General features: G+C 56.2%; 26 protein-coding genes. 10 read left to right on the top strand and 16 right to left on the bottom strand.

The genetic code is table 11. The features are described 5' to 3' along the window. Positions 1 to 10 precede the first annotated feature (10 nt). From gss to AC3WS9_RS03665, 6 genes are all read right to left on the bottom strand, one after another. The gene (gene gss, locus AC3WS9_RS03690; RefSeq protein ID WP_492486783.1) at positions 11 to 1876 is read right to left on the bottom strand and encodes a bifunctional glutathionylspermidine amidase/synthase; all 1866 of its coding nucleotides are present in this window, start codon (positions 1874 to 1876) and stop codon (positions 11 to 13) included. Between the two features lie 273 nt (positions 1877 to 2149). Beyond that, positions 2150 to 3127, bottom strand: a complete 978-nt coding sequence (locus tag AC3WS9_RS03685) for an ABC transporter ATP-binding protein (protein WP_285143956.1) — start codon at positions 3125 to 3127, stop codon at positions 2150 to 2152. Beyond that, entirely contained in the window at positions 3124 to 4101 is a 978-nt protein-coding gene (locus AC3WS9_RS03680; protein ID WP_492486781.1) for an ABC transporter ATP-binding protein, read from the bottom strand. The genes AC3WS9_RS03685 and AC3WS9_RS03680 overlap by 4 nt, the downstream gene beginning before the upstream one ends. Next, positions 4094 to 4939, bottom strand: a complete 846-nt coding sequence (locus AC3WS9_RS03675) for an ABC transporter permease (protein WP_492486779.1) — start codon at positions 4937 to 4939, stop codon at positions 4094 to 4096. Before AC3WS9_RS03675 ends, AC3WS9_RS03680 begins: the two co-directional genes overlap by 8 nt. Before the next feature lie 6 nt (positions 4940 to 4945). Continuing rightward, entirely contained in the window at positions 4946 to 5899 is a 954-nt protein-coding gene (locus tag AC3WS9_RS03670) for an ABC transporter permease (protein ID WP_095283355.1), read from the bottom strand. Between the two features lie 46 nt (positions 5900 to 5945). Then, the gene (locus AC3WS9_RS03665; protein ID WP_492486777.1) at positions 5946 to 7535 is read right to left on the bottom strand and encodes an ABC transporter substrate-binding protein; all 1590 of its coding nucleotides are present in this window, start codon (positions 7533 to 7535) and stop codon (positions 5946 to 5948) included. A 247-nt stretch (positions 7536 to 7782) separates the two neighbouring features. Between AC3WS9_RS03665 and yghU the strand changes: the two genes are divergently transcribed. Beyond that, complete coding sequence (yghU, locus tag AC3WS9_RS03660) at positions 7783 to 8652, top strand: glutathione-dependent disulfide-bond oxidoreductase (RefSeq protein WP_492486775.1); 870 nt, start codon at positions 7783 to 7785, stop codon at positions 8650 to 8652. A 79-nt stretch (positions 8653 to 8731) separates the two neighbouring features. On the opposite strand, the gene AC3WS9_RS03655 is transcribed toward yghU, so the two are convergent. Together AC3WS9_RS03655 and AC3WS9_RS03650 are read right to left on the bottom strand one after the other, a co-directional pair. Beyond that, entirely contained in the window at positions 8732 to 9415 is a 684-nt protein-coding gene (locus AC3WS9_RS03655) for a molybdate ABC transporter substrate-binding protein (protein WP_492486773.1), read from the bottom strand. Then, on the bottom strand, positions 9415 to 10467 hold the full coding sequence (locus AC3WS9_RS03650) for an ABC transporter substrate-binding protein (protein ID WP_492486771.1): 1053 nt from the start codon (positions 10465 to 10467) through the stop codon (positions 9415 to 9417). The genes AC3WS9_RS03655 and AC3WS9_RS03650 overlap by 1 nt, the downstream gene beginning before the upstream one ends. 203 nt (positions 10468 to 10670) lie before the next feature. Here AC3WS9_RS03650 and mscS point away from each other — a divergent pair, with 203 nt between their 5' ends. Genes mscS through AC3WS9_RS03635 form a run of 3 tightly spaced genes read left to right on the top strand, consistent with a single transcriptional unit; the run spans position 10671 to position 12950 of the window. Beyond that, complete coding sequence (gene mscS / locus AC3WS9_RS03645) at positions 10671 to 11546, top strand: small-conductance mechanosensitive channel MscS (RefSeq protein WP_492486769.1); 876 nt, start codon at positions 10671 to 10673, stop codon at positions 11544 to 11546. Next, the gene (ydiK, locus tag AC3WS9_RS03640; RefSeq protein WP_492486767.1) at positions 11543 to 12604 is read left to right on the top strand and encodes an AI-2E family transporter YdiK; all 1062 of its coding nucleotides are present in this window, start codon (positions 11543 to 11545) and stop codon (positions 12602 to 12604) included. Before mscS ends, ydiK begins: the two co-directional genes overlap by 4 nt. 13 nt (positions 12605 to 12617) lie before the next feature. Further along, positions 12618 to 12950, top strand: coding sequence for a glycine zipper domain-containing protein (locus AC3WS9_RS03635; protein ID WP_282494500.1), 333 nt, complete (start codon positions 12618 to 12620; stop codon positions 12948 to 12950). Between the two features lie 68 nt (positions 12951 to 13018). Here the strand turns inward: AC3WS9_RS03635 and AC3WS9_RS03630 are convergent, their stop codons facing one another. Both AC3WS9_RS03630 and AC3WS9_RS03625 read right to left on the bottom strand, forming a co-directional pair. After that, a complete protein-coding gene (locus tag AC3WS9_RS03630; RefSeq protein ID WP_282494327.1) occupies positions 13019 to 13642 on the bottom strand; it encodes a helix-turn-helix domain-containing protein in 624 nt (207 codons plus the stop codon). Positions 13643 to 13650: 8 nt separating this feature from the next. Continuing rightward, positions 13651 to 14301, bottom strand: a complete 651-nt coding sequence (locus AC3WS9_RS03625) for a hypothetical protein (protein ID WP_492486765.1) — start codon at positions 14299 to 14301, stop codon at positions 13651 to 13653. A gap of 201 nt (positions 14302 to 14502) precedes the next feature. On the opposite strand from AC3WS9_RS03625, the gene AC3WS9_RS03620 reads away from it, so the two are divergent. Then, positions 14503 to 15486: a diguanylate cyclase domain-containing protein gene (locus AC3WS9_RS03620; protein WP_492486763.1), complete on the top strand. Its 984-nt coding sequence runs from the start codon at positions 14503 to 14505 to the stop codon at positions 15484 to 15486. After that, on the top strand, positions 15483 to 16199 hold the full coding sequence (gene fucR / locus AC3WS9_RS03615; RefSeq protein ID WP_492486761.1) for an L-fucose operon activator: 717 nt from the start codon (positions 15483 to 15485) through the stop codon (positions 16197 to 16199). The genes AC3WS9_RS03620 and fucR overlap by 4 nt, the downstream gene beginning before the upstream one ends. On the opposite strand, the gene AC3WS9_RS03610 is transcribed toward fucR, so the two are convergent. The 3 genes from AC3WS9_RS03610 to yghX all read right to left on the bottom strand — a co-directional run bounded on the left by AC3WS9_RS03610 (position 16181) and on the right by yghX (position 19712). Further along, positions 16181 to 16468, bottom strand: coding sequence for a DUF2623 family protein (locus AC3WS9_RS03610; RefSeq protein ID WP_282494323.1), 288 nt, complete (start codon positions 16466 to 16468; stop codon positions 16181 to 16183). The two genes, fucR and AC3WS9_RS03610, sit on opposite strands and share 19 nt — an antisense overlap. A 507-nt stretch (positions 16469 to 16975) precedes the next feature. Continuing rightward, entirely contained in the window at positions 16976 to 18613 is a 1638-nt protein-coding gene (locus tag AC3WS9_RS03605) for a methyl-accepting chemotaxis protein (RefSeq protein ID WP_282494322.1), read from the bottom strand. A 211-nt stretch (positions 18614 to 18824) separates the two neighbouring features. Next, the gene (yghX, locus tag AC3WS9_RS03600; protein ID WP_282494321.1) at positions 18825 to 19712 is read right to left on the bottom strand and encodes a YghX family hydrolase; all 888 of its coding nucleotides are present in this window, start codon (positions 19710 to 19712) and stop codon (positions 18825 to 18827) included. A gap of 80 nt (positions 19713 to 19792) precedes the next feature. Here yghX and AC3WS9_RS03595 point away from each other — a divergent pair, with 80 nt between their 5' ends. Then, positions 19793 to 20833 carry an aldo/keto reductase gene (locus AC3WS9_RS03595; RefSeq protein ID WP_492486759.1) on the top strand — a complete coding sequence of 347 codons (1041 nt, stop codon included), beginning with the start codon at positions 19793 to 19795 and terminating at the stop codon, positions 20831 to 20833. Between the two features lie 107 nt (positions 20834 to 20940). Here the strand turns inward: AC3WS9_RS03595 and AC3WS9_RS03590 are convergent, their stop codons facing one another. Beyond that, the gene (locus tag AC3WS9_RS03590; RefSeq protein ID WP_492486757.1) at positions 20941 to 21444 is read right to left on the bottom strand and encodes an ESA_00282 family adhesion-associated protein; all 504 of its coding nucleotides are present in this window, start codon (positions 21442 to 21444) and stop codon (positions 20941 to 20943) included. A 102-nt stretch (positions 21445 to 21546) separates the two neighbouring features. On the opposite strand from AC3WS9_RS03590, the gene AC3WS9_RS03585 reads away from it, so the two are divergent. From AC3WS9_RS03585 to AC3WS9_RS03575, 3 genes are all read left to right on the top strand, one after another. Continuing rightward, on the top strand, positions 21547 to 21951 hold the full coding sequence (locus AC3WS9_RS03585) for a hypothetical protein (protein WP_095283367.1): 405 nt from the start codon (positions 21547 to 21549) through the stop codon (positions 21949 to 21951). Beyond that, on the top strand, positions 21944 to 22408 hold the full coding sequence (locus AC3WS9_RS03580) for a cytoplasmic protein (RefSeq protein WP_492486755.1): 465 nt from the start codon (positions 21944 to 21946) through the stop codon (positions 22406 to 22408). The genes AC3WS9_RS03585 and AC3WS9_RS03580 overlap by 8 nt, the downstream gene beginning before the upstream one ends. A gap of 95 nt (positions 22409 to 22503) precedes the next feature. Then, positions 22504 to 23400: an SDR family oxidoreductase gene (locus AC3WS9_RS03575; RefSeq protein ID WP_492486753.1), complete on the top strand. Its 897-nt coding sequence runs from the start codon at positions 22504 to 22506 to the stop codon at positions 23398 to 23400. 93 nt (positions 23401 to 23493) lie between these two features. Here the strand turns inward: AC3WS9_RS03575 and exbD are convergent, their stop codons facing one another. Next, entirely contained in the window at positions 23494 to 23919 is a 426-nt protein-coding gene (gene exbD, locus AC3WS9_RS03570) for a TonB system transport protein ExbD (protein WP_282494316.1), read from the bottom strand. A 6-nt stretch (positions 23920 to 23925) separates the two neighbouring features. Beyond that, on the bottom strand, positions 23926 to 24657 hold the full coding sequence (exbB, locus tag AC3WS9_RS03565; protein ID WP_282494315.1) for a tol-pal system-associated acyl-CoA thioesterase: 732 nt from the start codon (positions 24655 to 24657) through the stop codon (positions 23926 to 23928). Positions 24658 to 24764: the final 107 nt, after the last annotated feature.

Genomic DNA, 24764 nt, shown 5'->3' with positions numbered 1-24764 from the left:
GGTGAACGCGCTAGTTGTCCTTCACCACAATCAGCGGCTCGATGTCGCTCTCTTTCTTAATCACCAGCGAATCATCCCCGCGCAGACAGGTGCCGCCGTAGTTGCCGCCGACGGTAAAGGTGCAGACCTGAATGTACTTCCCGTCCACTTTCGGCAGACACCACAGCTGCTGATAGATGTTTTTGCGATCGACAAATTTGCCGCTGGATTTATCCAGCAGCTCTTCTTCGGCGCTGATCAGATCGATATTGCTGCCGCAGCGACCGGCAATAGGTTTGACCGCGTAGCCGGTTTGGGTCAGCAGTTCGTTGACTTCAAAGTCGGTATCCAGCAGATAGCGGTGGTTCGGGAACAGCTGCCACAGCACCGGCAGAATCGCTTTGTTGCCGGGGATCACCGTCCAGAGCGGTTCAAAGACCAGCACTTCCGGGCGCAGCAGGACGTCAATTAAACGCACTTCGTTCTGCGGATGCCCGGTGCGGATCGGCACCGCGGCGTATTCAGTTTCGCTGACTTCACGCACCTGCTCGATGGCCGTTTCCCACGCCCAGGTTTTCCACACGCAGTTCACCGGGCGACCTTCGTCATCCACCAGCTGTCCTGCTTTATCCCAGCTCAGCGCCTCAAGCCCGTGCAGGATTTTGGTCTCAAAACCGGCCTGCATCAGGGAGCGCTGGATAAAGAGCGCGTGGTAATCCTCTTCGATATCATTGTCTTGCATAATGTGTACGAACGGGCGTGCGTTGCTGTGCTTCCACGCACCGGTCAGCTCTTCGAGCAGGCCTTCCGCCGGGTTGTGCCCGGTTCCGCGATAGCCGTTTTTCACCCACTCTTCGAGGATCAGGCCCCCTTCCGTATGGCAGGAGGCGGAATCGGCGTTGTATTCGTACACTTTCAGCCCGCGCTCATCCATACAAAAATCCATACGACCGGTGATCATATGGTGACGACGCCACTGCCAGGAGAGGCGCAGGCGCGGCCAGAGGATTTTCGGGATGTCGAAAAGCGCGAGCAAGTTGTCGTCTTTCAGCACCTTATCCGTGGCGTGAAGATACATCAGATGCAGCTCGTTGGTGGCCTTGATCAGCTCCTGCTCGGCGCTTTCGGTGATGGTGAAATACTGGCAGGGATCTTTGTTGATCACATGGCCGTTAGCGCGAACATAGGCCTGCTGGAGAGCATCGTTTTCGTTGAGCCATTTGCCGTCGAACTGGCGTTTGTTGGGCAGACGCGCGCCGCTGATTTTCAGCTGTTCGCCACCAATTTCCGGCTGCGGCAGGCTGTGTTCGGTGTCGTCAGTCTGGATCATCCAGCCCAGAATGGTGGTATCCGTGAAGGTATCGTGCAGGGTGTAGCAGCCGTTTTCGACCGACAGGCGCAGCTCGCGCGTCCACTGCTGGCCGACCGGCAGCGGCGAATGGATCACGTTCTGCTCGGCGATGCGGACTTTATCGCCCATCAGCTGCGTGATGACCGCCACGTGGCCGGTCTCATGAAACTCACCGCCCTTTTGCCAGATCAGCAGCGATCCGGCTTTTGGCGCGCGTTGTGAACCGTTGGCAAAGGCCTGCAGCGGTAAAATGGTGTCGTTGACCACGGCGCGCAGGAAGCGCAGGGAGAAGATCTCCCACGCCATGCCGACGTCGGTAAAGACCATGCCGTAGTTGAGGAACAGGAAGCGGCGCGCGAACTCGACGCACTGCCATTTGTGGCCCATGTATTCGTTGCCGATATAGCTACGAAACTCCGCGTCTTCGGGGTACTGGCGCGGATCAAGGCTACTGTAATTCGAGGAGTAAATTGCCACGCCACCCGGCGCATAACCTAACAACGTCCCAAACGGAGCGTCACTGCTTAACTTTCCATTATTTCGCATGAATCCAACCTAAAAAGGCAGGCGGCAAGAGGATGACGGTTGTCGTCTGCGCGTTGACAGAAGTGGAATTATCATACACCTGAGAAAGCGCCGTGGTACAGAGTAGGCCCTGGCCATTGTAGGCCGGGCAAGCGTTAGCGCCGCCCGGCGTTCAGGCCGCAACGCCGCTTTTGCCGGGTGGCGGCTGCGCCTTACCCGGCCTACTTGTTCTGTGCGGTCTTTGTGCCGGGTGGCGGCTGCGCCTTACCCGGCCTACGGGTTTACTGCGGTTCGTTACAATTTAAACAGCCAACACGCTGCGAAATGTCCGGGGGAGATCTCCTGCATTGCGGGCTCCTGTGACCGGCAAACGGGCATCACGTGCGGGCAGCGGCTGCAAAACTTACAGCCGGGAAGCACTGATGTGGGGCCGGGGATCTCTCCGCGCAGGGTGGCTTGCTCCAGGTGGCGGATGCGCGGGTCGGGCAGCGGAACGGCGGCCAGCAGCGCGCGGGTATAGGGATGCGCCGGATGGGAATAGAGCTCACCCGCCGGGGCCACTTCCACCAGCTTGCCGAGGTACATCACTCCGATACGGCTGGAGATATGACGCACCATCGACAGATCGTGGGCGATAAACAGATAGGTCAGCCCCAGCTCCTGCTGCAGGTCCTGCAAAATGTTCACCACCTGCGCCTGGACCGACACGTCCAGCGCCGAGAGCGGCTCATCGCACAGCACAAACTCCGGGCGCACCGACAGGGCGCGCGCAATGCTGATGCGCTGACGCTGACCGCCGCTGAACTCGTGCGGGAAGCGCTGGAGATGTTCCTGTTTGAGCCCGACTTTATAGAGCAGAGTTTCAGTACGTTCCCGCTGCTCCTCGCGGCTGTAGCCGTGGATCTGCATCGGCTCGGCCACCAGCTGCTGTACCGTCATGCCCGGATTGAGGGACGAGTACGGGTCCTGGAAAATAGCCTGCATGCGTTTGCGCAGAGGCTTGAGCTGTTTCTCGCTGGCCTGGGCGATCTCCTGCCCGTCAAAGTGGATCTCGCCGGAAGTGATATCAAACAGGCGCAGCATCGCCCGCCCAAGCGTTGATTTTCCGCAGCCGGATTCGCCCACCAGACCAAAGGTCTCGCCGCGCTGAATATCGAAACTCACGCCGTCGACCGCTTTCACCGCCACGCCTTTGCGCAGCAGCCCACCCTGAACCCGATAGTGTTTTCGCAGTTCACGTACGCTCACTAAAGGACTGTTTTGCTCGCTCATGCCTGAACCTCCTTATCGGCCCATAACCAGCAGGCCGCACGGTGGCCCTCCCCGACGGAATAGAATGCGGGCTGGCGCTCACACTGCGGCATCCGTTTCGGACAGCGCTCGTCAAACGGGCAGCCCGGCGGTGGATTAAGCAAGCCAGGCGGCGTGCCTTCGATGGGTGACAGTCGCTGATTGGCCTCGTCCGGTCGCGGGAGCGACGCCAGCAAACCCTGAGTGTACGGGTGCGCCGGGCGATAAAAGATATCCTCCACGCTACCCTCCTCCATCACCTGCCCGCCGTACATCACCACCACGCGGCTGCACACCTGCGCCACCACGCCGAGATCGTGGGTGATCAGCAAAATGGCGGTCTGAGTCTGCTGCTGCAGACTTTTCAGCAGGCGCAGAATTTGCGCCTGAATGGTCACATCCAGCGCGGTGGTGGGTTCGTCGGCGATCAGCAGTTTCGGGTTGCAGGAGAGCGCGATGGCAATCATCACACGCTGGCGCATCCCGCCGCTAAACTCGTGCGGGTACTGCTCGAAGCGACGCTCGGCTTCGGCAATCCCCACCTGGTCGAGCATGGCGATGGCCGCGGCTCTGGCCGACTTTTTGGACAGCCCTTTGTTGCGCACCAGGATCTCCGTCATCTGCCTGCCGATGGTCACCACCGGGTTCAGGGCAGTCATCGGGTCCTGGAAGATCATCGCAATCTCGTTTCCGCGGATCTTGCGCATTTGCTCAGGGGTTTTGCGCGCCAGATCTTCATTTTGAAAACGGATGCTGCCGCCGGAGATATGTCCGTTGCTGCCGAGCAGTTGAATGATCGATTTGCAGGTGACGCTTTTCCCGCAGCCGGATTCGCCGACGATGCCGACAAGTTCTCCCGCCTGCACATGAAAGCTCACGCCGCGCACCGCCTGCACCTCGCCGTCGCGGGTGCGAAACGCGGTGTGCAGGTTATCGAGTTCTAATAAGTTATTCATCGCGGTTCGCTCCCGGCTCAAAGGCGGTGCGGAACACATCGCCCAGCACGTTAAAACTGAACACCGTCAGCAAAATCAAAATACCGGGGAACATCGCCAGCCACGAGGCTTCGCCAATGTACGACTGAGCGTTGTTGAGCATACTCCCCCAGGACGCGGCAGGCGCCTGCACGCCGAGCCCGAGGAAGCTGAGGGTCGATTCCATCAGAATAGCGGAAGCGATATTCAGCGTCGCCGCCACGATAATCGTCGGCAGCACGCCGGGAATAATGTGACGCAGAATAATGCGCAGCGGATGCTCGCCCGACGCGCGGGCATACAGAACATACTCGCGCTCTTTCACCGAAAGGGTTTCCGCGCGCACCAGCCGCGACATGCTCATCCACGTCAGCAGGCTGATAATGAAGATGATGTTATCCACGCCTGGCTTGAGATACGCATTGACCACCAGCAGCAGGAAAAACGCCGGGATCGCCATCAGAATATCGACGACGCGCATCATCAGATTATCCAGCCAGCTGCCAAAATAGCCGCTGATGGTGCCCACCAGGGTGCCAATAAGCGTCGAAAAGAGCATTGCCAGGAAACCGACCATCAGGGAGATCTGCCCGCCGTACAGGGCGCGGGTGAAGTAGTCGCGCCCGTACTCGTCGGTACCAAACCAGTGCGCGGCGTCAGGCGGCAGGGTACGCGCCCCGAGCGACATCTGATCCGGATCGTAAGGACTCAGCCCCGCGCAGAGGGCCGCAACGATAAAAATAAACAGGACAAATAAGGAGAACTGCGCCGGACGATTGCGGCGCAGCTGGTGACGAACTTGTTGCCAGCGTCTGCTCATCCGGGGTTACCTCAGTGTACGAATGCGGGGATCGGCGAAGCGATAGAGCAGATCGGCGATCAGGTTGCCGACGATCAGCATCATCGACGAGAGCATGATGATCGCCATGATCAGCGGGTAATCCAGGGAGGTGATCGACTGGATCCCAAGCAGGCCCATGCCTGGCCAGGAGAAGACGCTTTCGGTCACGTAGGCTCCGACCACCAGCTCGCCAAACGACAGGCCAAACAGGGTGATCACCGGCAGCAGCACGTTTTTCAGCACATGGCGGAACAGGATACTGGTGCGCGTGGCCCCGTACGCCAGCTGGGTCTGCACATAGTCGGCGGATAGCTGCGAAATGGTGTTCGAACGGATGTAGCGCACGTAGCTCGAGAGATTATAGAAGGTCAGCGCGATGCACGGCAGCACGCCGTGGCGCACCACGTCGAGCCAGTTGTCGTCCATGCCGATGGTGCGCATCCCCATGCTGGGGAACCAGTTGAGCTGCACGGCGAAGACGGTGATCAGCAAAATGCCGAACCAGAAAATCGGCACCGAAATGCCGATATAGGCGAATAAGTTCAGGATGTGATCCAGCCAGCGGTGTTTGAATGCGCCAGCCAGCAGGCCGAGTGGGATCGCCAGCACAATCGCCATCAGCAGCGACGCGCCCATCAGCCCGAGGGTGGCCGGAATACGCTCGCCGATCATCTCCAGCACCGGGCGATGGTAAATCAACGAATAGCCCAGATCGCCCTGCAATACGTTTTTAAGCCACAGCACATATTGCGTCACTAATGGCTTATCCAGCCCCATGCTCTGGCGGATACGCTCGATATCCTCCGGAGCCATCCTCGGCGTGATGTACGCCGCTACCGGATCGCCGGGCGCGAGTTTGACCAGCAAAAACGCCACCAGCGAAATAAAGAAAAGCATCGGCAGCAGCTGCAGCAACCGACGCGTCAGTAATGTGTTCACGACTTGCCCTTACAAAAAGCCCCGGTCGCAAAACCGGGGCAACCGCTTATTTTTGATAGATTTTAGAAAGATCCTGGAACATATAAACCGGTTTTGGCTCCGCTTCCTGAGTGCCGCCGAAACGTTTATCCACCGCGACCGTCGCGTTGGTGTAGGCGATCGGGTAGTAGGTCATGTCGTTCGCCACGGTCTGCTGAATTTGCTTGTAGATATCCGCGCGTTTACCCGCGTCGGTCTCCACCGCGCCTTTGTCCCACAGGGCGTCAAACTGCGGATTTTTGTAGTGCGCGTAGTTGTAGGCTTCGTTGCTCATGAACAGGGATTTATAGCCGTCCGGCTCCGCGCCCATGATGTAGCCGCCGAGGTTCAGCTCCCATGCGGTGTTGTTCATGTCCAGACTGCGCTGGGACATGGCGTTGGAATCCAGCGGCATCAGTTCGACGTTCACGCCGATGCCCTTCAGCTGCTGCTGAATGTAGAGCGCCATGCTCTCCTGGGTTTTGTTGGTGTTCACGTAGGCCAGACGCAGCTTGAGGTCGGCAGGCGCACCGGACGCTTTCAACAGATCTTTCGCTTTCTGCTGATCGAACTTGTACTGCTCAACGTCATTAGTCTGATAGAGCGTGTCCGGCGTCAGGAACGAGGTGGCCGGTTTGGCGTAGTCCAGCGAGGTGAACGCGGTTTGCGTCAGCTCGTCTTTGTTGATGGCATACGCAATCGCCTGGCGCAGCTCTTTGCTTTTCATTACCGGGACGTTCTGGTTGAAGGTCATGTACGCCAGACGGCCTTCCGGGTAGACCACAAAATCAAATTTCCCGGTATTTTTCAGGCGGCTGACGTCCTGCGGATCGACCATCTTGAGATTGATTTCGCCGTTTTGCAGGGCGAGGTTCGCCGAGTTGCTGTCCTTGGCAAAACGATAGGTCACGGAGTCGAGCTTCGCTTTGCCGTTCCAGTAATCGTCGAAACGGGTCAGAGAGTAGTATTGCCCGGCGCGATACTCTTTAAATTTGAACGGGCCGGAACCGACCGGCGCATCGTTTTTAGTGCTCTTTTCCAGATCGTCCTCTTTCGCGAACACATGTTCCGGAATCGGGTAGATCTGCACCAGGGTTCCGGCAAAGGCCGCGCTGACCTGCGGTAAGGTGAACTTAACGGTGCGATCGTCGACCTTACTGACTTCTACTGGCTTACCGCCGTAGGTAAACATGCTGCGGAAGAAGCTGTGCTGTTTGGCTTCGAGGAGTTTATTGAAGGTGAACACCACGTCTTCGGCGGTCAGCGGCTGGCCGTCCTGCCATTTCAGATTCGGTTTTAAGGTCAGGGTGTAGCTGAGATTATCGGCGGACGGCGTGAGGCTTTCGGCCAGGCCCCATTCGATTTTGCCGTCGTTAAAACTGTAGAAGGGAGCGTAGAGCGCCTGCATGATGGTCAGCGTGGTGCGGTCGCTGGCGTAAAGTGGGTTCACGGCCAGCGGGTCGCCGGAGGTGATACCGATAATCAGCGAGCCGCCCTCTTTTGGCGCGTCGCTTTTTGCTGCTGGCGCGTTCGCCGTTTCATTTTTTTTAGCATCGTCACAGCCCGCGGCGGCCAATGCCATAGACACCAGAACAGCAGATAACAGTAGCTTGCGCATATCTCACTAACTCCTTGCCTCAATAGTATTTTATATTGCCAACTTATATTTATTCGAGAGCATCATATGCAGCTTTGTCATATTGCGCATTAACAATGAAAATGCGATTTTCGATTAAGCTTATAACGAATTTGATATATATAAGCGCATTCGGGAATAGCGCATATCCTTATGCGCTCAGTTCGTTAAACCCTTCACGAATCTCCTGCTACACTGCCTCAACACATCACTCAAAAGGCAGATCAACATGTCCGACAACACTTACCAGCCACCGAAAGTGTGGGAATGGAAACAGAACAACAACGGCGGCGCGTTCGCTAATATCAATCGCCCGGTTTCTGGCGCCACGCATGAGAAAGAACTGCCGGTTGGCGCGCATCCGCTCCAGCTATATTCCCTGGGCACGCCAAACGGCCAGAAAGTCACCATCATGCTGGAAGAGCTGCTGGCACTCGGCGTGACGGGCGCGGAGTATGATGCCTGGCTAATCCGCATCGGCGAAGGCGATCAGTTCTCCAGCGGCTTTGTCGACGTGAACCCGAACTCGAAAATTCCGGCACTTCGTGACCACTCTGTGAACCCGCCGCTGCGCGTATTTGAATCCGGCAATATCCTGCTGTATCTGGCAGAGAAATTCGGCCACCTGCTGCCAAAAGATCCGGCGGGACGCACCGAAACCCTGAACTGGCTGTTCTGGCTGCAGGGCTCGGCTCCGTTCCTCGGCGGCGGTTTCGGGCACTTCTTCAACTACGCGCCGGTGAAGATTGAGTATGCGATTGATCGTTTCACCATGGAGTCCAAACGCCTGCTCGACGTGCTGGATAAGCAGTTAGGCCGTGGTCGTTTTGTTGCGGGGGATGAGTACAGCATCGCCGATATCGCCATCTGGCCGTGGTTCGGCAACGTGGTGCTCGGCAACGTCTACAACGCCGCCGAGTTCCTGGATGCGGGCAGCTATAAGAACGTCCAGCGCTGGGCGAAAGAGGTAGCCGAGCGTCCGGCGGTGAAACGCGGGCGTATCGTTAACCGTACCTTTGGCGAGCCGAGCGAACAGCTGCATGAGCGCCATGCGGCGAGCGATTTCGAGACCAATACCGAAGATAAACGTCAGGCTTAATGCGCTGATAACGTGCCCGGTGGCGCTGCGCTTACCGGGCCTACAAAACCTGATATGGATGCCGGGTCACCCGGCTGATTTACACGCCGAACCCCGCCTGCTGCAATATCGCTTTGGCCTTTTCCGACTGTAAAAACTCCGCCAGATTCTCCGCCTGTGGCGTCATCACTGCACAGGCATATTCCGCACGCGGGTTAAAAGGTGCCGGAATGTTCAGGACCTTTAACTCCGGAATCAGACGCAGTTTTGGCGCGTAACTCGCGTAGCCGATAAACAGATCCGCCTGACCGCTCTGAATGATCCACTCCACCGCCAGTTTTCCCGGCGGAACCGGCGCAGATTCCCGTCCGCCGACCAGGGCCTGCGCCCGCTCGCGCACGGCAACGCCCGCGTCCCCCATGCGCGTAAACAACTCCTGCGTGTAGTCGCCAGAAGGGTCGCACCCGGCCGTGGAGGTCGCCAGGCGTAAATCGGGACGCGTGAGCAGCGAAAGCCAGTCGTCGCCCTCTCGCAGGGCGTCACTGCGCACAGTCAGACAAAGCGTGTTGCTGGCGAACACCGCCACGGAACGTGCTCGCCCGTTCTGAAGCAATGCCTGCGGATGCGCGACATTGGCCGAGGCAAACAGATCGCACGGCTCGCCCGCTTCAATCCGCTCCCGCAGCAGCCCGGCCGGGCCAAACTGAGTGTCGACCGGACGCGGGAAATGCGCCATCAGCTGCGGCCACACGCCGCGCAGGCTGCCCGCCGCCAGGACGCGCATCAGTCGATACCCTGGTAGTGGGTGCGATAGAAACGCTGGTACCACTCATCGGCGACCTGATGCATATCGACGTCTTTAAACTTCTCCGGATAGAGTTTTTTCGCCATCCACAGCTCGCCGATACCCATCGCTTCTGGCATCGGGTAGCCCCAGGCTTTGGCGTAGTCCGGCATCAGGTAGACGCGGTGGTTTTTCACAGCGTCGATCACCTGCCACTGGGGTGAATGTTTAATTTCGTCGACCACGGACGGATAGCGATCCTGCACGAAAATCACCTGCGGGTTCCAGGCGATAACCTGCTCCATCGCCACGGTTTTGAAGCCCTGAATAGTCGCCGCCGCCACGTTGATAGCTCCCGCATGGGCCATCATCAGACCGGTATATTTTCCGGAACCGTAGGTGGTGAGTTCCGGGTTAGCCATATAGGCGCGAATACGGTGTTCTGCCGGCATATCTTTCAGACGATCGCTGACCATCTTGCGCCCCTTGTCGGTGGCGGCGATCAGATCTTTGGCTTCCTGCGGTTTGTTAACGATCTCGCCGATCAAGGTGATCCCCTCGCGCAGCCCCAGATCGTAGGCTTTCTCTTCGTCGGCCATCGTCGGGTTCAGTTTTGCTTTTTCCCCTGGCGCATCGTGGCGCAGGGAAATAGCGACCACCGGAATGCCCAGGCTGCTGATTTTGTCGATCATCTCCTGCGGCGCGTAGTTGGTGACAAACACCACCTGCGGATGCAGGGCGATCAGTTTTTCCGGATCGACATGGGTGAGATCGCCAAGCGTCGCTTTCTGGTTCAGCTCGGGTGCCAGGCGGGCGTAGCCGTCACCAAGCTGCTGTTTCCAGTTCGCCATCACGCCAACGATTTTGTCGCTGGCGTTCATTTGCACCAGTAAGTTCAGCGTCTGATGCTGCAGCACCACGACGCGATCGACTTTGTCAGGGATGGTGATCGTGCGGCCAATCTGGTCGGTTATCTGGCGGGACGCCTCGGACGATAACGGGAGTAAAAACAGTAAACTTAAGGTGACTGCCTGCCAAAAACGTGTGTTCATAATGCCCTCTCACTTTCGTTATGAAATGGATTATATAACGATTGAGAGATCGATTCGCCGCACTCTTTGTAGGTATACATGAAACAGTTTCGATAACAATGAGTTATCCATATTTTTTTACTCCAAAAAGAGACAAAATAGCGCTCCCGGACTTCTCCTCACCGCCATTAGACTGACGGATTTACTTGGCCAAGGAATACGAAATGAAGTTCGAGGCGTTCCCCGGAATCAGGCAGTTGATCCACTGGATTATCAATAATGAATCCACCATCGTTCAGGGTGTTTTCAATCTTATTGGTGCCGTTTTTTTATTGTGTGCCGGTGTCTTTATCGCGCGTATCGCCAGCGCGGGATTCAAACGGTTATTGCTGAGCCGTCAGGTCGATAAAACCGTCACGCAATTCTGTAGCGCCCTGTTGCGCTATGCGATGCTGGCCTTCGCCGTGGTGGCTGCGCTGGGTCGCCTTGGGGTGGAAACCTCATCGATCATCGCGGTGATTGGTGCCGCCGGGCTGGCGGTAGGTCTGGCGTTACAGGGATCGCTGTCCAACTTCGCAGCGGGTGTTTTACTGGTTACGCTGCGCCCGATCCGCGCCGGGGAATATGCCAGCGTGGGCGCGGTGGCAGGCACCATCGAAGAGGTGCATATTTTCTCCACCACGCTTCGCACTTCCGATAATAAAATGGTGGTGGTCCCGAACGGGAAAATCATCGCCAGCGAAATCACTAACTTTTCGCGCCAGCCGCATCGCCGGGTCGATATTACGTTAGGCGTGGCTTACACCACCTCCATTGAACATCTGAAAAGCGTCATTAAAACCGTCATTACCCTTGACCCGCGGATCTTGCATGACAAAGGGCAGGTCATTCGTTTAAACGAATTCGCGCCGTCGTCGCTGAATTTTGTGGTGCGCGTGTGGACAGAAAATAAAAACTATTGGGACGTTTATTACGACCTGATGGAAAACATTAAGAACGCGCTGGATGCCAATCAGATCGCCATGCCTTACCCGCAAATGGATATCCATCTGAATGACCTGAGGCAGCCCGCGAACGCGAAGGAGCTGTCGCACTCATGATCGCTTCTCGCCCGCCGCGCGATGTGCCGCAGATCCTGTTCAGCGTGTTGTTGATTTTAACGATGCTCTGCTGCTGCGTCTGGATCGTGAAACCCTTTATTCTCAGCGTCATCTGGGCCGGATTGATTACCATTGCTACCTGGCCGCTGTTTACTCTGCTGCAGCGCAAAATCGTGCGCCGCAGAGGGGTAGCGATCCTGCTGATGATGCTGTTTTTGAGCGCTATCTTCCTGCTTCCGGTCATTTTGAGCGCCACGGCTTTTACCGTTATGGCGCAGGATGCCCTGCACTGGCTGATGCAGCTGGATATGGCTCATCTGCCGACCTGTGAGTTTCTCAATCGGATCCCCAAAATCGGCCCGCATCTGCATGACAAATGGCTGGGGCTGATTCACAGCGACAGCACCGTGCTGTTTGGCACCTTGAAACCCTGGCTGATGAAATGCGCGACCCTGCTGATCAACGAGCTGACGCATATTGGCTCATTGCTGGTGAACGGCGTGCTGATGCTGGTCTCGTGCCTGGTGTTTTATCTGCACGGCGAGCGTATTGCGCGCGGCTTGCGGCATTTCGCCAGACGTATTGCCCAGGGACGCGGTGAAACAGCCGTGGTTCTGGCCGGTAAAACGATTCAGGTCGTGGCGATGGGCATTGTGCTGACGGCGGTGATTCAGTCGGCCTTTGCGGGTATCGGCTTGCTGATCTGCCAGATCCCGGCGGCCGCCCTGCTGACTGGCATGATCTTCGTCCTGTGCCTGATGCAGCTCGGACCGGTGATCGTCATGTTGCCCGCTGTGGCGTGGTTATTCTGGAGCGGAATGCACGGAATGGCGTCGCTGCTGCTGGCCTGGACGGTCGTCGCGGGCGCGCTGGATAACTTCATTAAACCTCTGCTGATCAACCGTGGTGCAGACACGTCGGTGCTGCTGATCATGATCGGGGTGATCGGGGGGATGTTGGCCTGGGGCATGATTGGCCTATTTATTGGCCCCGTTTTACTGGCAGTATCCTGGCGTTTGCTCTCCACCTGGGTGAGCGAAGTGGATTTTAGAGCATAAGGAAATAAACATGATGAACTGCATGAAGGCAACGCTACTCATTGGTACCCTCCTCGTTTCCGCCTCAACGCTTGCGATCGATAAAACCGCCGCAGGTGCCGTTGCGGGTGCGGCTATCGGCGCGGCAACGGGCAAAAGCGTGAAATCCACCGTCGGCGGTGCCGTGGTGGGCGCAGGCACCGGGGCGATGTTCAAAAGCGGCGATAAAGGCAAAGCGGCACGCAAAGGCGGTGCCGTGGGCGCGGTGGTTGGCGCAGGTGCAGCAGCGATCACCGGCAAAAGCGTGCTGAAAGGCGCGGCCGTGGGTGCCGGTGCGGGCGGTCTGGTGGGCGAAGCCACTCACTAAGTCGCAGAAAAAAGGCCGGGCATCTTTTGGATTGCCCGGCCTTTTTATTGATATCCCCACCGCGATAATTAATTCACCACATCCATTTTCTTATTTTCATAGTGCTGGATGCATTTTCGCAGTTCCAGATCGGTGGTCACATTGAGCTTACGCATAATACTTCTCTTGTGCGTGCTGATGGTTTTTTCACTGCGGAACAGCACCTTCGAAATATCCACGCCGGAACGCCCCTGCCAGAGATAATCCAGAATCATGCTTTCCGCCCGCGTCAGCGCCACCGGTGATGTTGGCAACGTGATGGTCTGATGCCGGGTGGTCAGCACGCTGAGGTAGCGCTTTTTCTTCATGACGGTATCGATCAGTTCACGCATGTTGAAATGTACTTCATCCACGCAAAGAATCGAGCAGCGGGAGCCCAGCACCAGCGCGGACATCAACTCTTTTTGCGCTGCCTTCAGCAGAACCAGCGAGCGCGGTTGATCGGCGATGTCATGGCTGAGGAAGGCCTCTTTTGTCAGGCACTCGGTCATATCAAAAATCGAAAAATGCGCCTCGTCCTGCGGGGAGGTATCCTTCGCTGTCAGCTGGTAGCCCCAGTGAGGATTGTGGCTGGCCAGTTTATCCAGGCTGTTGCGGATCCCGGCAAGATATAATTCATTCCGGATTTGGTAATGAATCTGACAGATAAACATAAATATCCTTATTTACAGTAAGAAGAGAGTTGAGCCATTGCCGAGAGCAAATTCATCCAGCCCGCTTTGGTATCAATATCTAAGCGCAGTCGCGCATTGCGTTTAAAGGTAAATACCGTTTTATAATTGCAGTGCCGACGGGTTGCGATCTCCTGCGTTTGCAGACCGCTGGAATAATCCAGCAGGACATTCAGTTCCGAGAGGGAAAAATGTTTTCCGCGCACGGTTCGGAGAGAAACATCGTTAATCATGAGCGGCAATCTGCTGCCCAGCTCATCTTCTGTCAGACAATAACTCGCCCCAGAGGCGATAAATAAACGCGTCAGCAGTTCCTCTTTTTGCGGAAGATAGACCACCGTTTTTAGCGACAGCGTTTTCGTAAAGTGTAACGTCCGAAGGATTTTTCCCAGCACGCCTTCCAGCCCTGCTGCCCCGACCAGCAGCACTTTGGGGGCATCTGACTGGCTACAAATCTCTTCGGTCAGTTGATCGGGAGACAGGCAGGCAATCACCTGATGCCCCAGCTCCTGAAGCTGTAGACAGAGGCCATGGCGTATAAGTACGCGTGGTTCATAAAGAATAATAAGAGGTAGGGAATCCATAGCATCCATTGCATCAAATAAAAATAGTGAATCCTCTACAAGATAATTCTCAGGCACCTATATTCATATGTAATTCAATTCCAAAAGTGGACTAAACGTTCAAAAATTCGTGTTTAATCGGACGCCGTCGCGCTGGCGATTGTTCCACATCTTTGAAAAAAGATGCACTTATCGCAAATCACCCTCTTTTTTCAACAGCATATTTACAACCGACGCTAAACTGGCAAGAATAATTCTTATTTTCCTAAGAAATTTCCTATGTCAGAACAGGCGCTAAGACAACAGATCCAGAATCTGAAAAAGCATAACGCCCGGCTTGCCAGGCTGGCACGCGACGCCCGGAGCAAGCTCAGCGCTGCGCTGGACGGCACGGGCCTGTGTCTGTGGCAGCTTGATGTGCCGACAGGGAAGTTGATTATCTACAATCGCCGCTGGGGGTCGATGCTCGGCTACCAGCCGAAAGAGCTGAGCGCGCAGTTCGACGTCTGGCGGGAACACCTTCACCCCGACGATAAACAGATGGTGCTGGATGCCTTCTATGACCATCTGCACGGCAAAACCGCCTTCTACGAAGCGCTGCACCGGATGCAGCATAAAAACGGCACCGTCAGCTGGGTGCTGGATCGCGGGCGCGTCAGCGAGTGGGACGAGGTCGGTAACCCGATCAAAGTGACCGGCACCCACATCGATATGACCAAAGAGAAGCAGTACGAGGAACAGCTCGCGCTGCTGGCAAATCACGATCCGCTTACCGGCCTCGCCAACCGCCATGCCCTCGTCAAACACTTCGGCGCACTCAAAGCTCAGGGCCCGCTGTGCGTGGCCTTTATCGATCTCGATGATTTCAAAACGGTGAACGACACCTTCGGCCATCGCAGCGGCGATGAGCTGCTGATCCAGCTGAGCCAACGCCTGCGCGAAACCTGTCCTCAGGGCTCGATTGTCGGTCGACTGGGCGGGGATGAGTTTGTCCTGCTGCTGCCCTTCCCGCTCTCCAGTCTGTGGGTGAACAGCACCGCGCATAGCTGTTTGCGCGCGGCGCTCACCCCCTTCGAGCTGGATAACGGCCAGGCGCAGGTGGGGGCGTCGATTGGGATTGATGAGGTGCAAACCCAGGATGATTTCGTCAACGCCCTGCGCCGCGCGGACCAATCGATGTATCAGATCAAACACGCCGGCAAGAATGGCGTGGCGATCGGCACGACGCTGATTTCCATTTCGCGCACCGGAACCGACGCGTGAAGGCCAATCGTCAGCAGACGATCATCCAGCTGCTGAGCGGCTGCGACGGTCTGACGACCGAGGCGCTGGCCGACCAGCTGGCCGTGAGTAAGGAGACCATCCGTCGCGATTTGAAAGGGTTGCAGCAGCAGGGGAAAATCGTGCGTCACCACGGACGTGCGCGCGCCATCCACCCGGATAACCGCGACGGCGGCGAGCCGTTCGGCGCGCGGCTCAAAAGCCATTATGCCGATAAAGTGGATATCGCCCATCGCGCGCTGGACTGGGTCAGCCCTGGCATGACCCTCGCCCTCGACGCCAGCTCGACCTGTTTTCATCTCGCCCGCCAGCTTCCGGACATCGACCTGACGGTGGTCACCAACAGCATGCCCATCTGCCATGAAATGGCGAAACGTGAGCGCATTAATTTGATCTGCACGGGCGGGATGCTGGATCGGAAATATCGCTGCTACGTTAACCCTGCGCTGGTGACGCTGCTGAAAGGGCTTGAGATCGACCTGTTTATCTTTTCCTGCGAAGGGGTGGATGAACAGGGTGATATATGGGACCCCGCCGAGCAAAACGCGGCCTTTAAGTCGCAGCTGTTACGCCGCGCCAGCCAGTCTTTGTTATTGATTGATAAGAGTAAGTTCCAGCGTTCGAGCGAAGTCAAAATCGGCTCCCTGTCCCAGGTCACGCAGATGATTACCGACGCTCACCCCTCCAGACGATAACCCGCCATAAAGTAGCGCAGCGTGGTGCTGGACTGATTCTCTTTAAAGAAATCCATCACCATGTCGCGGTCCAGCCCGTAGCGGCGCGTCAGAATTCCCGCCTCCCACGCGCTAAGCTGGCGGTCGCCGGTTTTCTCAAACATCCGGTGCGAAAAGCCCAGCACAAACCCGCGCTTATAGTCGGAACAGAAATGCGCCACGTTGTGTGCGGTATCCGCCTGCGCCGCGCGCATCCCCGCCATCAACCCTTTGCCAAAATGGTTTTCCATCGCTCTACCCTCAATCGTTATATATCAAATTATATAGCGATATTTTGAGCGATGGCTAGTGGAAATTGGGGCTGCGCGAGGCTCTTCTGACCCCTCTAGCATTAGAGGTTATTCCGTTCACCTTATGCTGAGCAGAATATAATCACTCTATAACCTGTGAACGTGACAAGGGGACCAACACCGGCGCCACATTCAGACGGTTGTGAAGCTGGAGGGATCGGGAGTCCGGCTGAAAATCGCCGAAGCGTTTCCTGGAGGCCGGGTCGAGGCGCAGGGATGCGCCGAGAGGGTGCGACCTGCATGGATGCAGGATCGCGCCCGACCCGAAAGCCGTAAGGAATAAGCTGAGGGCACCGCGAAGCGGCGATTTTCTTTGCCGGGAGCCGGGATTGTTAAGGGGGCGGCGGCCCCCTTAACACGTTCACCGCTGAGAGGTCAGCAGGTAGCAGCCAACTATGAGTGAACGGAACAATTCCACTACCGCCACAAAGAAGCTTTAAAGATCGATCAGAACGAAACCCACTCATCGGGCACACCCGATGCTTTCGCCAGCGCTGGCGCTTTCGGCGAAACAGCAGGCGCACCGTTTTGCGGCTCCTGCGCTGACAGGCGGAATTTCTGCACTGAGCGCTGCAGCTCTTCCGTCTGACGTTCCAGGGCCGAGGCGGCGGCGGAGACCTGCTCCACCAGCGAGGCGTTCTGCTGCGTCACGCCGTCCATCTGCGTAATCGCCACGCCAACCTGCGAAATCCCTTTGCTCTGCTCTTCCGACGCCGAGGCGATTTGCTTCATGATGGTCGTCACTTCGGTCACGGCGCGCAGGATCGCTTCCATGGTGGTGCCGGTGTCGCTGACGATTTTAGAACCCTGTTCGACGCGGGAAACGGAATCGGCGATCAGCCCTTCGATCTCCTTCGCTGCGTTGGCGCTTCGGCTCGCCAGGTTACGCACTTCCCCCGCCACGACGGCAAATCCACGGCCCTGCTCCCCGGCACGCGCCGCTTCAACCGCCGCGTTAAGCGCCAGAATATTGGTCTGGAAGGCGATGCTGTTGATCACCGTGGTGATCTCGGCGATTTTCTTCGAGCTGGTGGAGATCCCGCTCATGGTGGTGACGACGTCATCCACCAGCGAACCGCCGCGGCTCGCGGTGGTGGAGGCGACATCGGCCAACTGGCTGGCCTGACGCGCGTTTTCGGCGTTCAGTTTTACCGTGGCGGTAAGTTGTTCCATGCTGGCGGCCGTCTGTTCCAGCGCTGCGGCCTGTTCTTCCGTACGGGAAGAGAGATCGTTATTGCCGCTGGAAATTTCCGTCGCCCCGCGCCAGATATTCTCGCTGCCGGAGCGAATCGAACTGACCGCTTCGCGCAGGCTATCCTGCATCGCGGTTAACAGTGGCACCAGTCGGCCCACGCAGTTGCGTCCAAACGGGGCAATGGGCTGGCTGAGGTCGCCCTGGGCGATCTGGCGGAAGTGCTCGCGGATACGATCCAGCGGTTTCACCAGCATGGCGACCAGATAACGGTCGGTGAAGAGCAGGATCAGCAGACCGATAATCGTCGCGACGATGATCACCACGCGGGTCATGCGGGTCAGGCTGTCCACCACGTCACGGGTACTGTCGAGAGTGCTGGCCGCGGAGGTGTTAAATTTATCCGCCGCCGCGCCAAACGCGCGACTCAGGGGTGGCGTGACGTTATTCGCCTGCTGACGATATCCCTCGATCGTCCCCTGCTGCGCCTGCTGCATTTGCAGGGCAATCCCTTGATCCAGCAGCGCCTGCCAGCTGCTAATTACTTCCGCTGAGACGTTTTCGTCCATCGGTCCTGGGGAGATGGCCTTCATCTCGTTGAGCTTCTTGCTCATATTATCCAGCGCCTGCTGTGCGGAGGCTAAATCAGGATTACCGCCTGCCGCTTTGGCTTCCATTGCGCGGCTGAGGCGCGTGACGAAGCGGAAATATTGATCGTTACCCTGACTCAAAATCGTCATTTGTTTCACGATCTGGCGATCGATGTCGTTCCCGTCTGAAACCCTGGAAAGTGACCAGGTGCTGTAAAGCCCAACCCCTGCCCACATCAAACAAAAAATACCCAGAATCGTCAGCATGACGAACCGGATAGTAAAATTACGAAGCATTTGCATAAGAGTATCCTTGCCGTTAGGGAAAACTCGTCTAAGACGAGTCTTATCTTCGTTATCGGCAACGCATACACTTTAAGGAGTATTTTTATAAAAACTTACGCATCTTAATTTTTAAAAAAATAATATCACCCAATACCCTTATAATTAGCGCGCAAATATAATAAAAAAGAACCGGGATTTTCCGGCTCCTTTTTGAAACATTAAATTCATATTACTTCAAATATTTCTCAAACCATCCCAGCGTTCGTTTCCATGCCAGTTCGGCTGCGGCTTCGTCGTAGCGCGGAGTCGAATCGTTATGGAAACCGTGATTCACGCCGGGGTAAATCCAGGCTTCATAGACTTTATTATTGGCTTTGAGTGCCGCTTCATAGGCGGGCCAGCCTTCGTTGATATTCTTATCAAGCTCTGCGTAATGCAGCAGCAGCGGCGCTTTAATACGTGGAACATCCGCCGCGGCGGGCTGGCGACCATAGAAGGGTACGGCGCAGTCCAGCTCCGGGTAGGCCACCGCCGCGGCATTAGAGACGCCACCACCGTAGCAAAAACCGGTGATCCCGACTTTGCCGGTCGCATCGGGATGTTTTTTCATAAACTCGACGGCGGCAAAGAAATCGTTCATCAGTTTTGTCGGATCGACTTTCTGTTGCAGCACTTTGCCCTCTTCATCATTGCCGGGATAACCGCCGACGGAGGTTAATCCGTCCGGTGCCAGGGCAATATATCCCGCTTTGGCGACGCGTCGGGCGACATCCTCAATATAGGGATTCAGCCCCCGGTTTTCATGGACCACCACCACGGCAGGCACTTTTCCGGTGGTCTTCGCAGGTTTCACCAGATAACCGCGCACGTCACCATTGCCGTTCGGCGACGGGTAATGAATGTATTCCGGCAGAATATCGGGATCGGTAAATTTCACCTGCTCGGCTAGCGCATAATTGGGTTTGAGCATATTGAATAACGCCAGCGCCGTGACACCGCCCGCTGCATAGCGCGCTGCGAGGTTCAGAAACTCGCGTTTGGATATTTTGCCGTGGGCATAATAGTCATAATAATCGAGCAATTCTTGCGGAAAATCTTTAGCGGTCAGGCGGGTCATCGCATATCTCCTCGAATTGTGATTTTATAATCATAGAATGAAAACGTTGTTTCGAAAATTCATCATAGAAAGGAGACATCATGACCTGGACCCCTTCCCCTGACCGCTACGAAAATATGCAGTACCGCTTTTGCGGTAAAAGCGGCCTGCGCCTGCCCGCCCTGTCGCTCGGGCTGTGGCACAGTTTCGGCCACGTACAGCCGCTGGACACTCAGCGCGCGCTGCTGCGTAAAGCCTTTGATTGCGGCATCACCCATTTCGACCTCGCCAATAACTACGGGCCGCCTCCGGGCAGCGCGGAAGAGAACTTTGGCCGCCTGCTGCGCGAGGATTTTGCCGCGTATCGCGATGAGCTGATTATCTCCACCAAAGCCGGGTACGACATGTGGCCCGGTCCGTACGGCTCCGGCGGTTCGCGCAAGTATCTGCTCGCTAGCCTCGACCAGAGCCTGAAGCGCATGGGCGTGGAATATGTCGATATTTTCTATTCCCATCGCGTGGATGAGAACACGCCGATGGAAGAGACCGCCGCCGCGCTGGCCCACGCCGTGCAAAGTGGTAAAGCGCTGTACGTCGGGATTTCGTCTTACTCCCCGGAACGCACGCAGAAGATGACCGAGCTGCTGCGCGAGTGGAAAATTCCGCTGCTGATCCATCAGCCGTCTTACAACCTGTTAAACCGTTGGGTGGATAAGAGCGGCCTGCTGGATACGCTGGTGGAAAACGGCACCGGCTGTATTGCCTTTACGCCCCTCGCGCAGGGCCTGTTGACCGGAAAATACCTGAACGGCATTCCGGACGGTTCGCGGATGCAGCGCGAGGGGAAAAAGGTGCGCGGGCTGACGGAGAAGATGCTGACGGACGCCAACATGAACAGTCTGCGGTTGCTCAATGAGATGGCGCAGGACCGCGGTCAGACGATGGCGCAGATGGCCCTGAGCTGGCTGCTGAAGGATGATCGGGTGACGTCGGTGTTGATTGGGGCCAGCCGCCCGGAGCAGCTCGAAGAGAACGTTCAGGCGCTGGAGAATCTGCACTTTAGCGACGATGAGCTGAAAAGGATTGATCAGCATGTCGCGGACGGCGAATTGAATTTGTGGCAGGCGTCGTCGGATAAGTAATGCGGTCTGGTGCCCTCACCCCTGCCCTCTCCCATAGGGAGAGGGAGTCGAAATCCCCTCTCCCTTTGGGAGAGGGTTAGGGTGAGGGGGAAAAACGGGCACATTCCCTAAACCGTCGCCGGATCCACCACCGGACGCTCATACTCCGGCCAGACCAGCACCACCAGCTCCGGATAGGCTTCCAGGCTAAATTCACGAAAACACTGGCGCAGATTCAGCACGTCGAGATCGGAATAAGAGACCTTCTCGCCGTTCAGGCAGCGCTTTTTGATATTATCGTAATATTTATAGACCGCCGAGTTCAGATCGCTACAGCGACGCTGCGCTTCAAACAAACCGGGCCTGTCGTTTATTTCGGTCATCTTCATTCGCTTAATTGTCGCGTGAAGAAAGTCGATATATTCGTGATTCACTCGCCAGTACCAGACCGGCGTAATCGCATTCATCAGCAGCGAGAAATGGTCCTCGCCCTCTTCTTTGGTCATCAAAACCGGCTGAGATGACTCGCCAGTTTTCCGTAAGTCTTTCGTTTTATTGAACTCTCGCATCAATAAAAGAACACCAGCGGTAAGCAATAGTAAGGTAATGACAGAATAAAAAATGCTGTTCATGGGTTGGCTCCATTTTTTTTGATTTTAAATTTGCCTCATGTTATTGTCAACGAATCTCACGCCCTATTTGAACCTACCCTGTTGAAATTAAAGGATATTAAAATGCTGCCCGACAATCTTGTGCCGGTCAGGTACCACATCGCCTCTGTGGTCCCTAAATCGGCGGAAGCAGAAAGCAATGCTAATTTCACTCAGGGAAAAAGAAAGCTGTCAGATTTTGAGGCTGACATATTAATTGGTGTTACCCGTACCGGTAAATCACGTAATATGCTGCTGGAAGAGCACGACCGCCATATTAAAGACCGACTATTCCGCGTCGTGAAGATTGAAGCCTTTGCCCACCTGCTTAACGACCTGCAGGCCGAGGGTGAAATAGATGCCCAGACATTAAGTCAAATAATGGCTGAAAAAACCGAAGAAATAAATGAAGCGGGCAACGAAATTTGGCTTAATCTTATTACTCGCGAAAAAAACAACCCCATCTTTTATAAACTAGAGGATGATTAAGTTGAAAGAAGTTGAAGATAATAACGTTTATTTGACTTTAGATAACCATAAAAGCGATGAGTTTATCTTAAAGCAAAATCTCGACGCATTAATAACGCATAAAAACGACGAGATGACCCGCATTGCGCAAGACATGGTATCGATCCCGGCCGCGCTGGTGCGTCTGAAATGGGAAAATCGCCGTGAAATCTATTCTCTGCAGGTGAAAGAAGAGATTTATGGCGCGATGATCAATGCGGTGATGTCCCTCAAGCCCGAGCTGAAAGAAAAAATCATGGGGCGTCTTGAGAGCAATTATCAGCACCTGTTGTCCAGAGAAGTCTCCACGCTGCGTTTGACGCGCAAGCTGGCTGACGGCGGGTATCACACCTCGAACGTCACCGCCGTCGCCCTCGACGAAGAGGCGCTGGCCGCGAAAGCGGATGCCGCCTCCCCCGCGCTCGTCGACCCTGAATAGCCTCGTCTCGCCAGTCAGATTCCCCTGAATACGGTCATCCCCTCCGCTCGCTCTTCTACACTTAATGGCCTAACTCACCCAGCAGGAGAGGCCTTATGTCAAAACATCCGACACAGCTCCAGGACCCAACCACCCAGTACCACACCGGCGAATACCCTAAGCAAAAGCAGCCAGCACCAGGCGTTCAGGCGAAGATGACGCCCGTGCCCGATTGCGGCGAGAAGAGCTACAAGGGCAGCGGCAGGCTCCAGGATCGTAAGGCACTGGTGACAGGCGGGGACTCCGGTATCGGGCGTGCCGCCGCCATTGCTTACGCGCGTGAAGGCGCTGACGTGGCGATTAACTACCTGCCTGCGGAAGAAGAGGACGCGCAGGAGGTCAAACAGCTGATCGAAGAGGCGGGCCGCAAAGCGGTGCTGATCCCAGGCGATTTGAGCGATGAATCCTTTGCCCGTTCGCTGGTGCATAAAGCGCGTGAAGCCCTGGGCGGACTGGATACGCTGGCGCTGGTCGCGGGGAAACAGGTCGCCGTCGAGAAGATTGCCGACCTGACCACCGAACAGTTCAAGCAAACCTACGCGGTGAACGTTCTGGCGCTTTTCTGGATCACCCAGGAGGCGATTCCGCTACTGCCTGCCGGTTCCAGCATCGTGACCACCTCGTCGATTCAGGCCTATCAGCCGAGCGCGCATCTGCTCGATTACGCCTCCACTAAGGCGGCGATCCTGAACTACAGCCGAGGGCTGGCTAAACAGGTGGCAGAGAAAGGGATTCGGGTGAACGTGGTCGCACCGGGTCCTATCTGGACGGCGCTACAGATTTCTGGCGGACAGACGCAGGAGAAAATCCCGCAGTTTGGTCAGAAGACGCCGATGAAGCGCGCAGGGCAGCCTGCGGAGCTGGCTGGAGTGTATGTCTATCTGGCGAGTCAGGAGTCGAGTTACGTAACAGCAGAAGTGCACGGCGTGTGCGGCGGGGAGCATTTGGGATAGTGCTTTCAATCTGCCCGGTGGCGCTTCGCTTACCGGGCCTACTTTCCAGCACGTAGGCCGGGTAAGGCGAAGCCGCCACCCGGCACAACGAACTTATTTTTGGACAGTTTTCTCTTCGCCGACCAGCCCGATTTTGAGATAGCCCGCCTGGTGCAGCGTATCCATCACTTTCATCATGGTTTCGTAGTCGACGGTTTTATCCGCGCGGAAGAAGACGGTGGTGTCTTTCTTGCCCTGTGTCAGCGCGTCGAGCGCCGGAACGACAGATTCATCGGTGACCGGGTCGTTGCCCAGGAACATCGACTTATCGGCTTTCACCGACAGGTAAATCGGTTTTTCCGGACGCGGCTGCGGCTGGCTGGAAGAGGCCGGCAGATTGACCTTCACGTCCACCGTCGCCAGAGGCGCGGCCACCATGAAGATAATCAGCAGAACCAGCATAACGTCGATAAACGGCGTCACGTTGATTTCATGCATTTCGCCGTTATCGTCCAGATTTTCGTTAAGACGCATTGCCATGGCTTATCAACCTACACGCAGTTTCGAAGCAGAGTGGACCGGCTTAACGGAGCTGGCGCTGAGGTCGAGATCGCGGCTTTGCAGCAGCAGAACCTGGGCGGCAACATCACCGAGCGTGGCTTTGAAGCTGCCAATCATACGCGCGAAGATATTATAGATAACCACCGCCGGGATAGCGGCAATCAGGCCGATAGCCGTTGCCAGCAGGGCTTCTGCGATACCCGGGGCGACAACCGCGAGGTTAGTGGTTTGCGTCTGCGCAATCCCGATGAAGCTGTTCATGATGCCCCATACGGTACCAAACAGACCGACGAACGGGGAGATCGCACCGATAGTCGCCAGATAACCATTCCCGCGGCCCATGTGACGACCGACGGCGGCAACGCGACGCTCCAGGCGGAAGCCCGTACGCTCTTTAATGCCTTCGTTATCTTCACTGCCTGCGGAGAGTTCCAGCTCGTTCTGAGCTTCGTTGACTAATTGGGTGGTCAGGCTTTTCGCGTGGAACGCTGACGTGATGTCAGACGCCTGATTCAGAGAGCGGGCTTCCGCCAGCTGCTGCTGTTCGCGCTTGAGGCGGCGCTTTTGCGAAATCAGCTCGACGCTCTTGCTGAAGAAAATTGCCCAGGTGATCACGGACGCCAGAATCAGGCCGATCATCACAATCTTAACCACGATGTCAGCATGTTGGTACATGCCCCAAACGGAGAGGTCCGTCTGCATCAAATTATTACCCACTCTGTATCTCCAGGACGCAAATCACAAATTCTGAGCATAATAATATCAAAACCACGTCGAATTGATAGTAGTTCTCATTAGTATTTGCATAGTGCCGTAAATTTCGC

Source organism: Lelliottia sp. EB106-05-01-XG201 (genome assembly GCF_058791735.1).
Note: the sequence above shows the minus strand (reverse complement) of the source record. Positions and strands in the feature narration are given on the sequence as shown.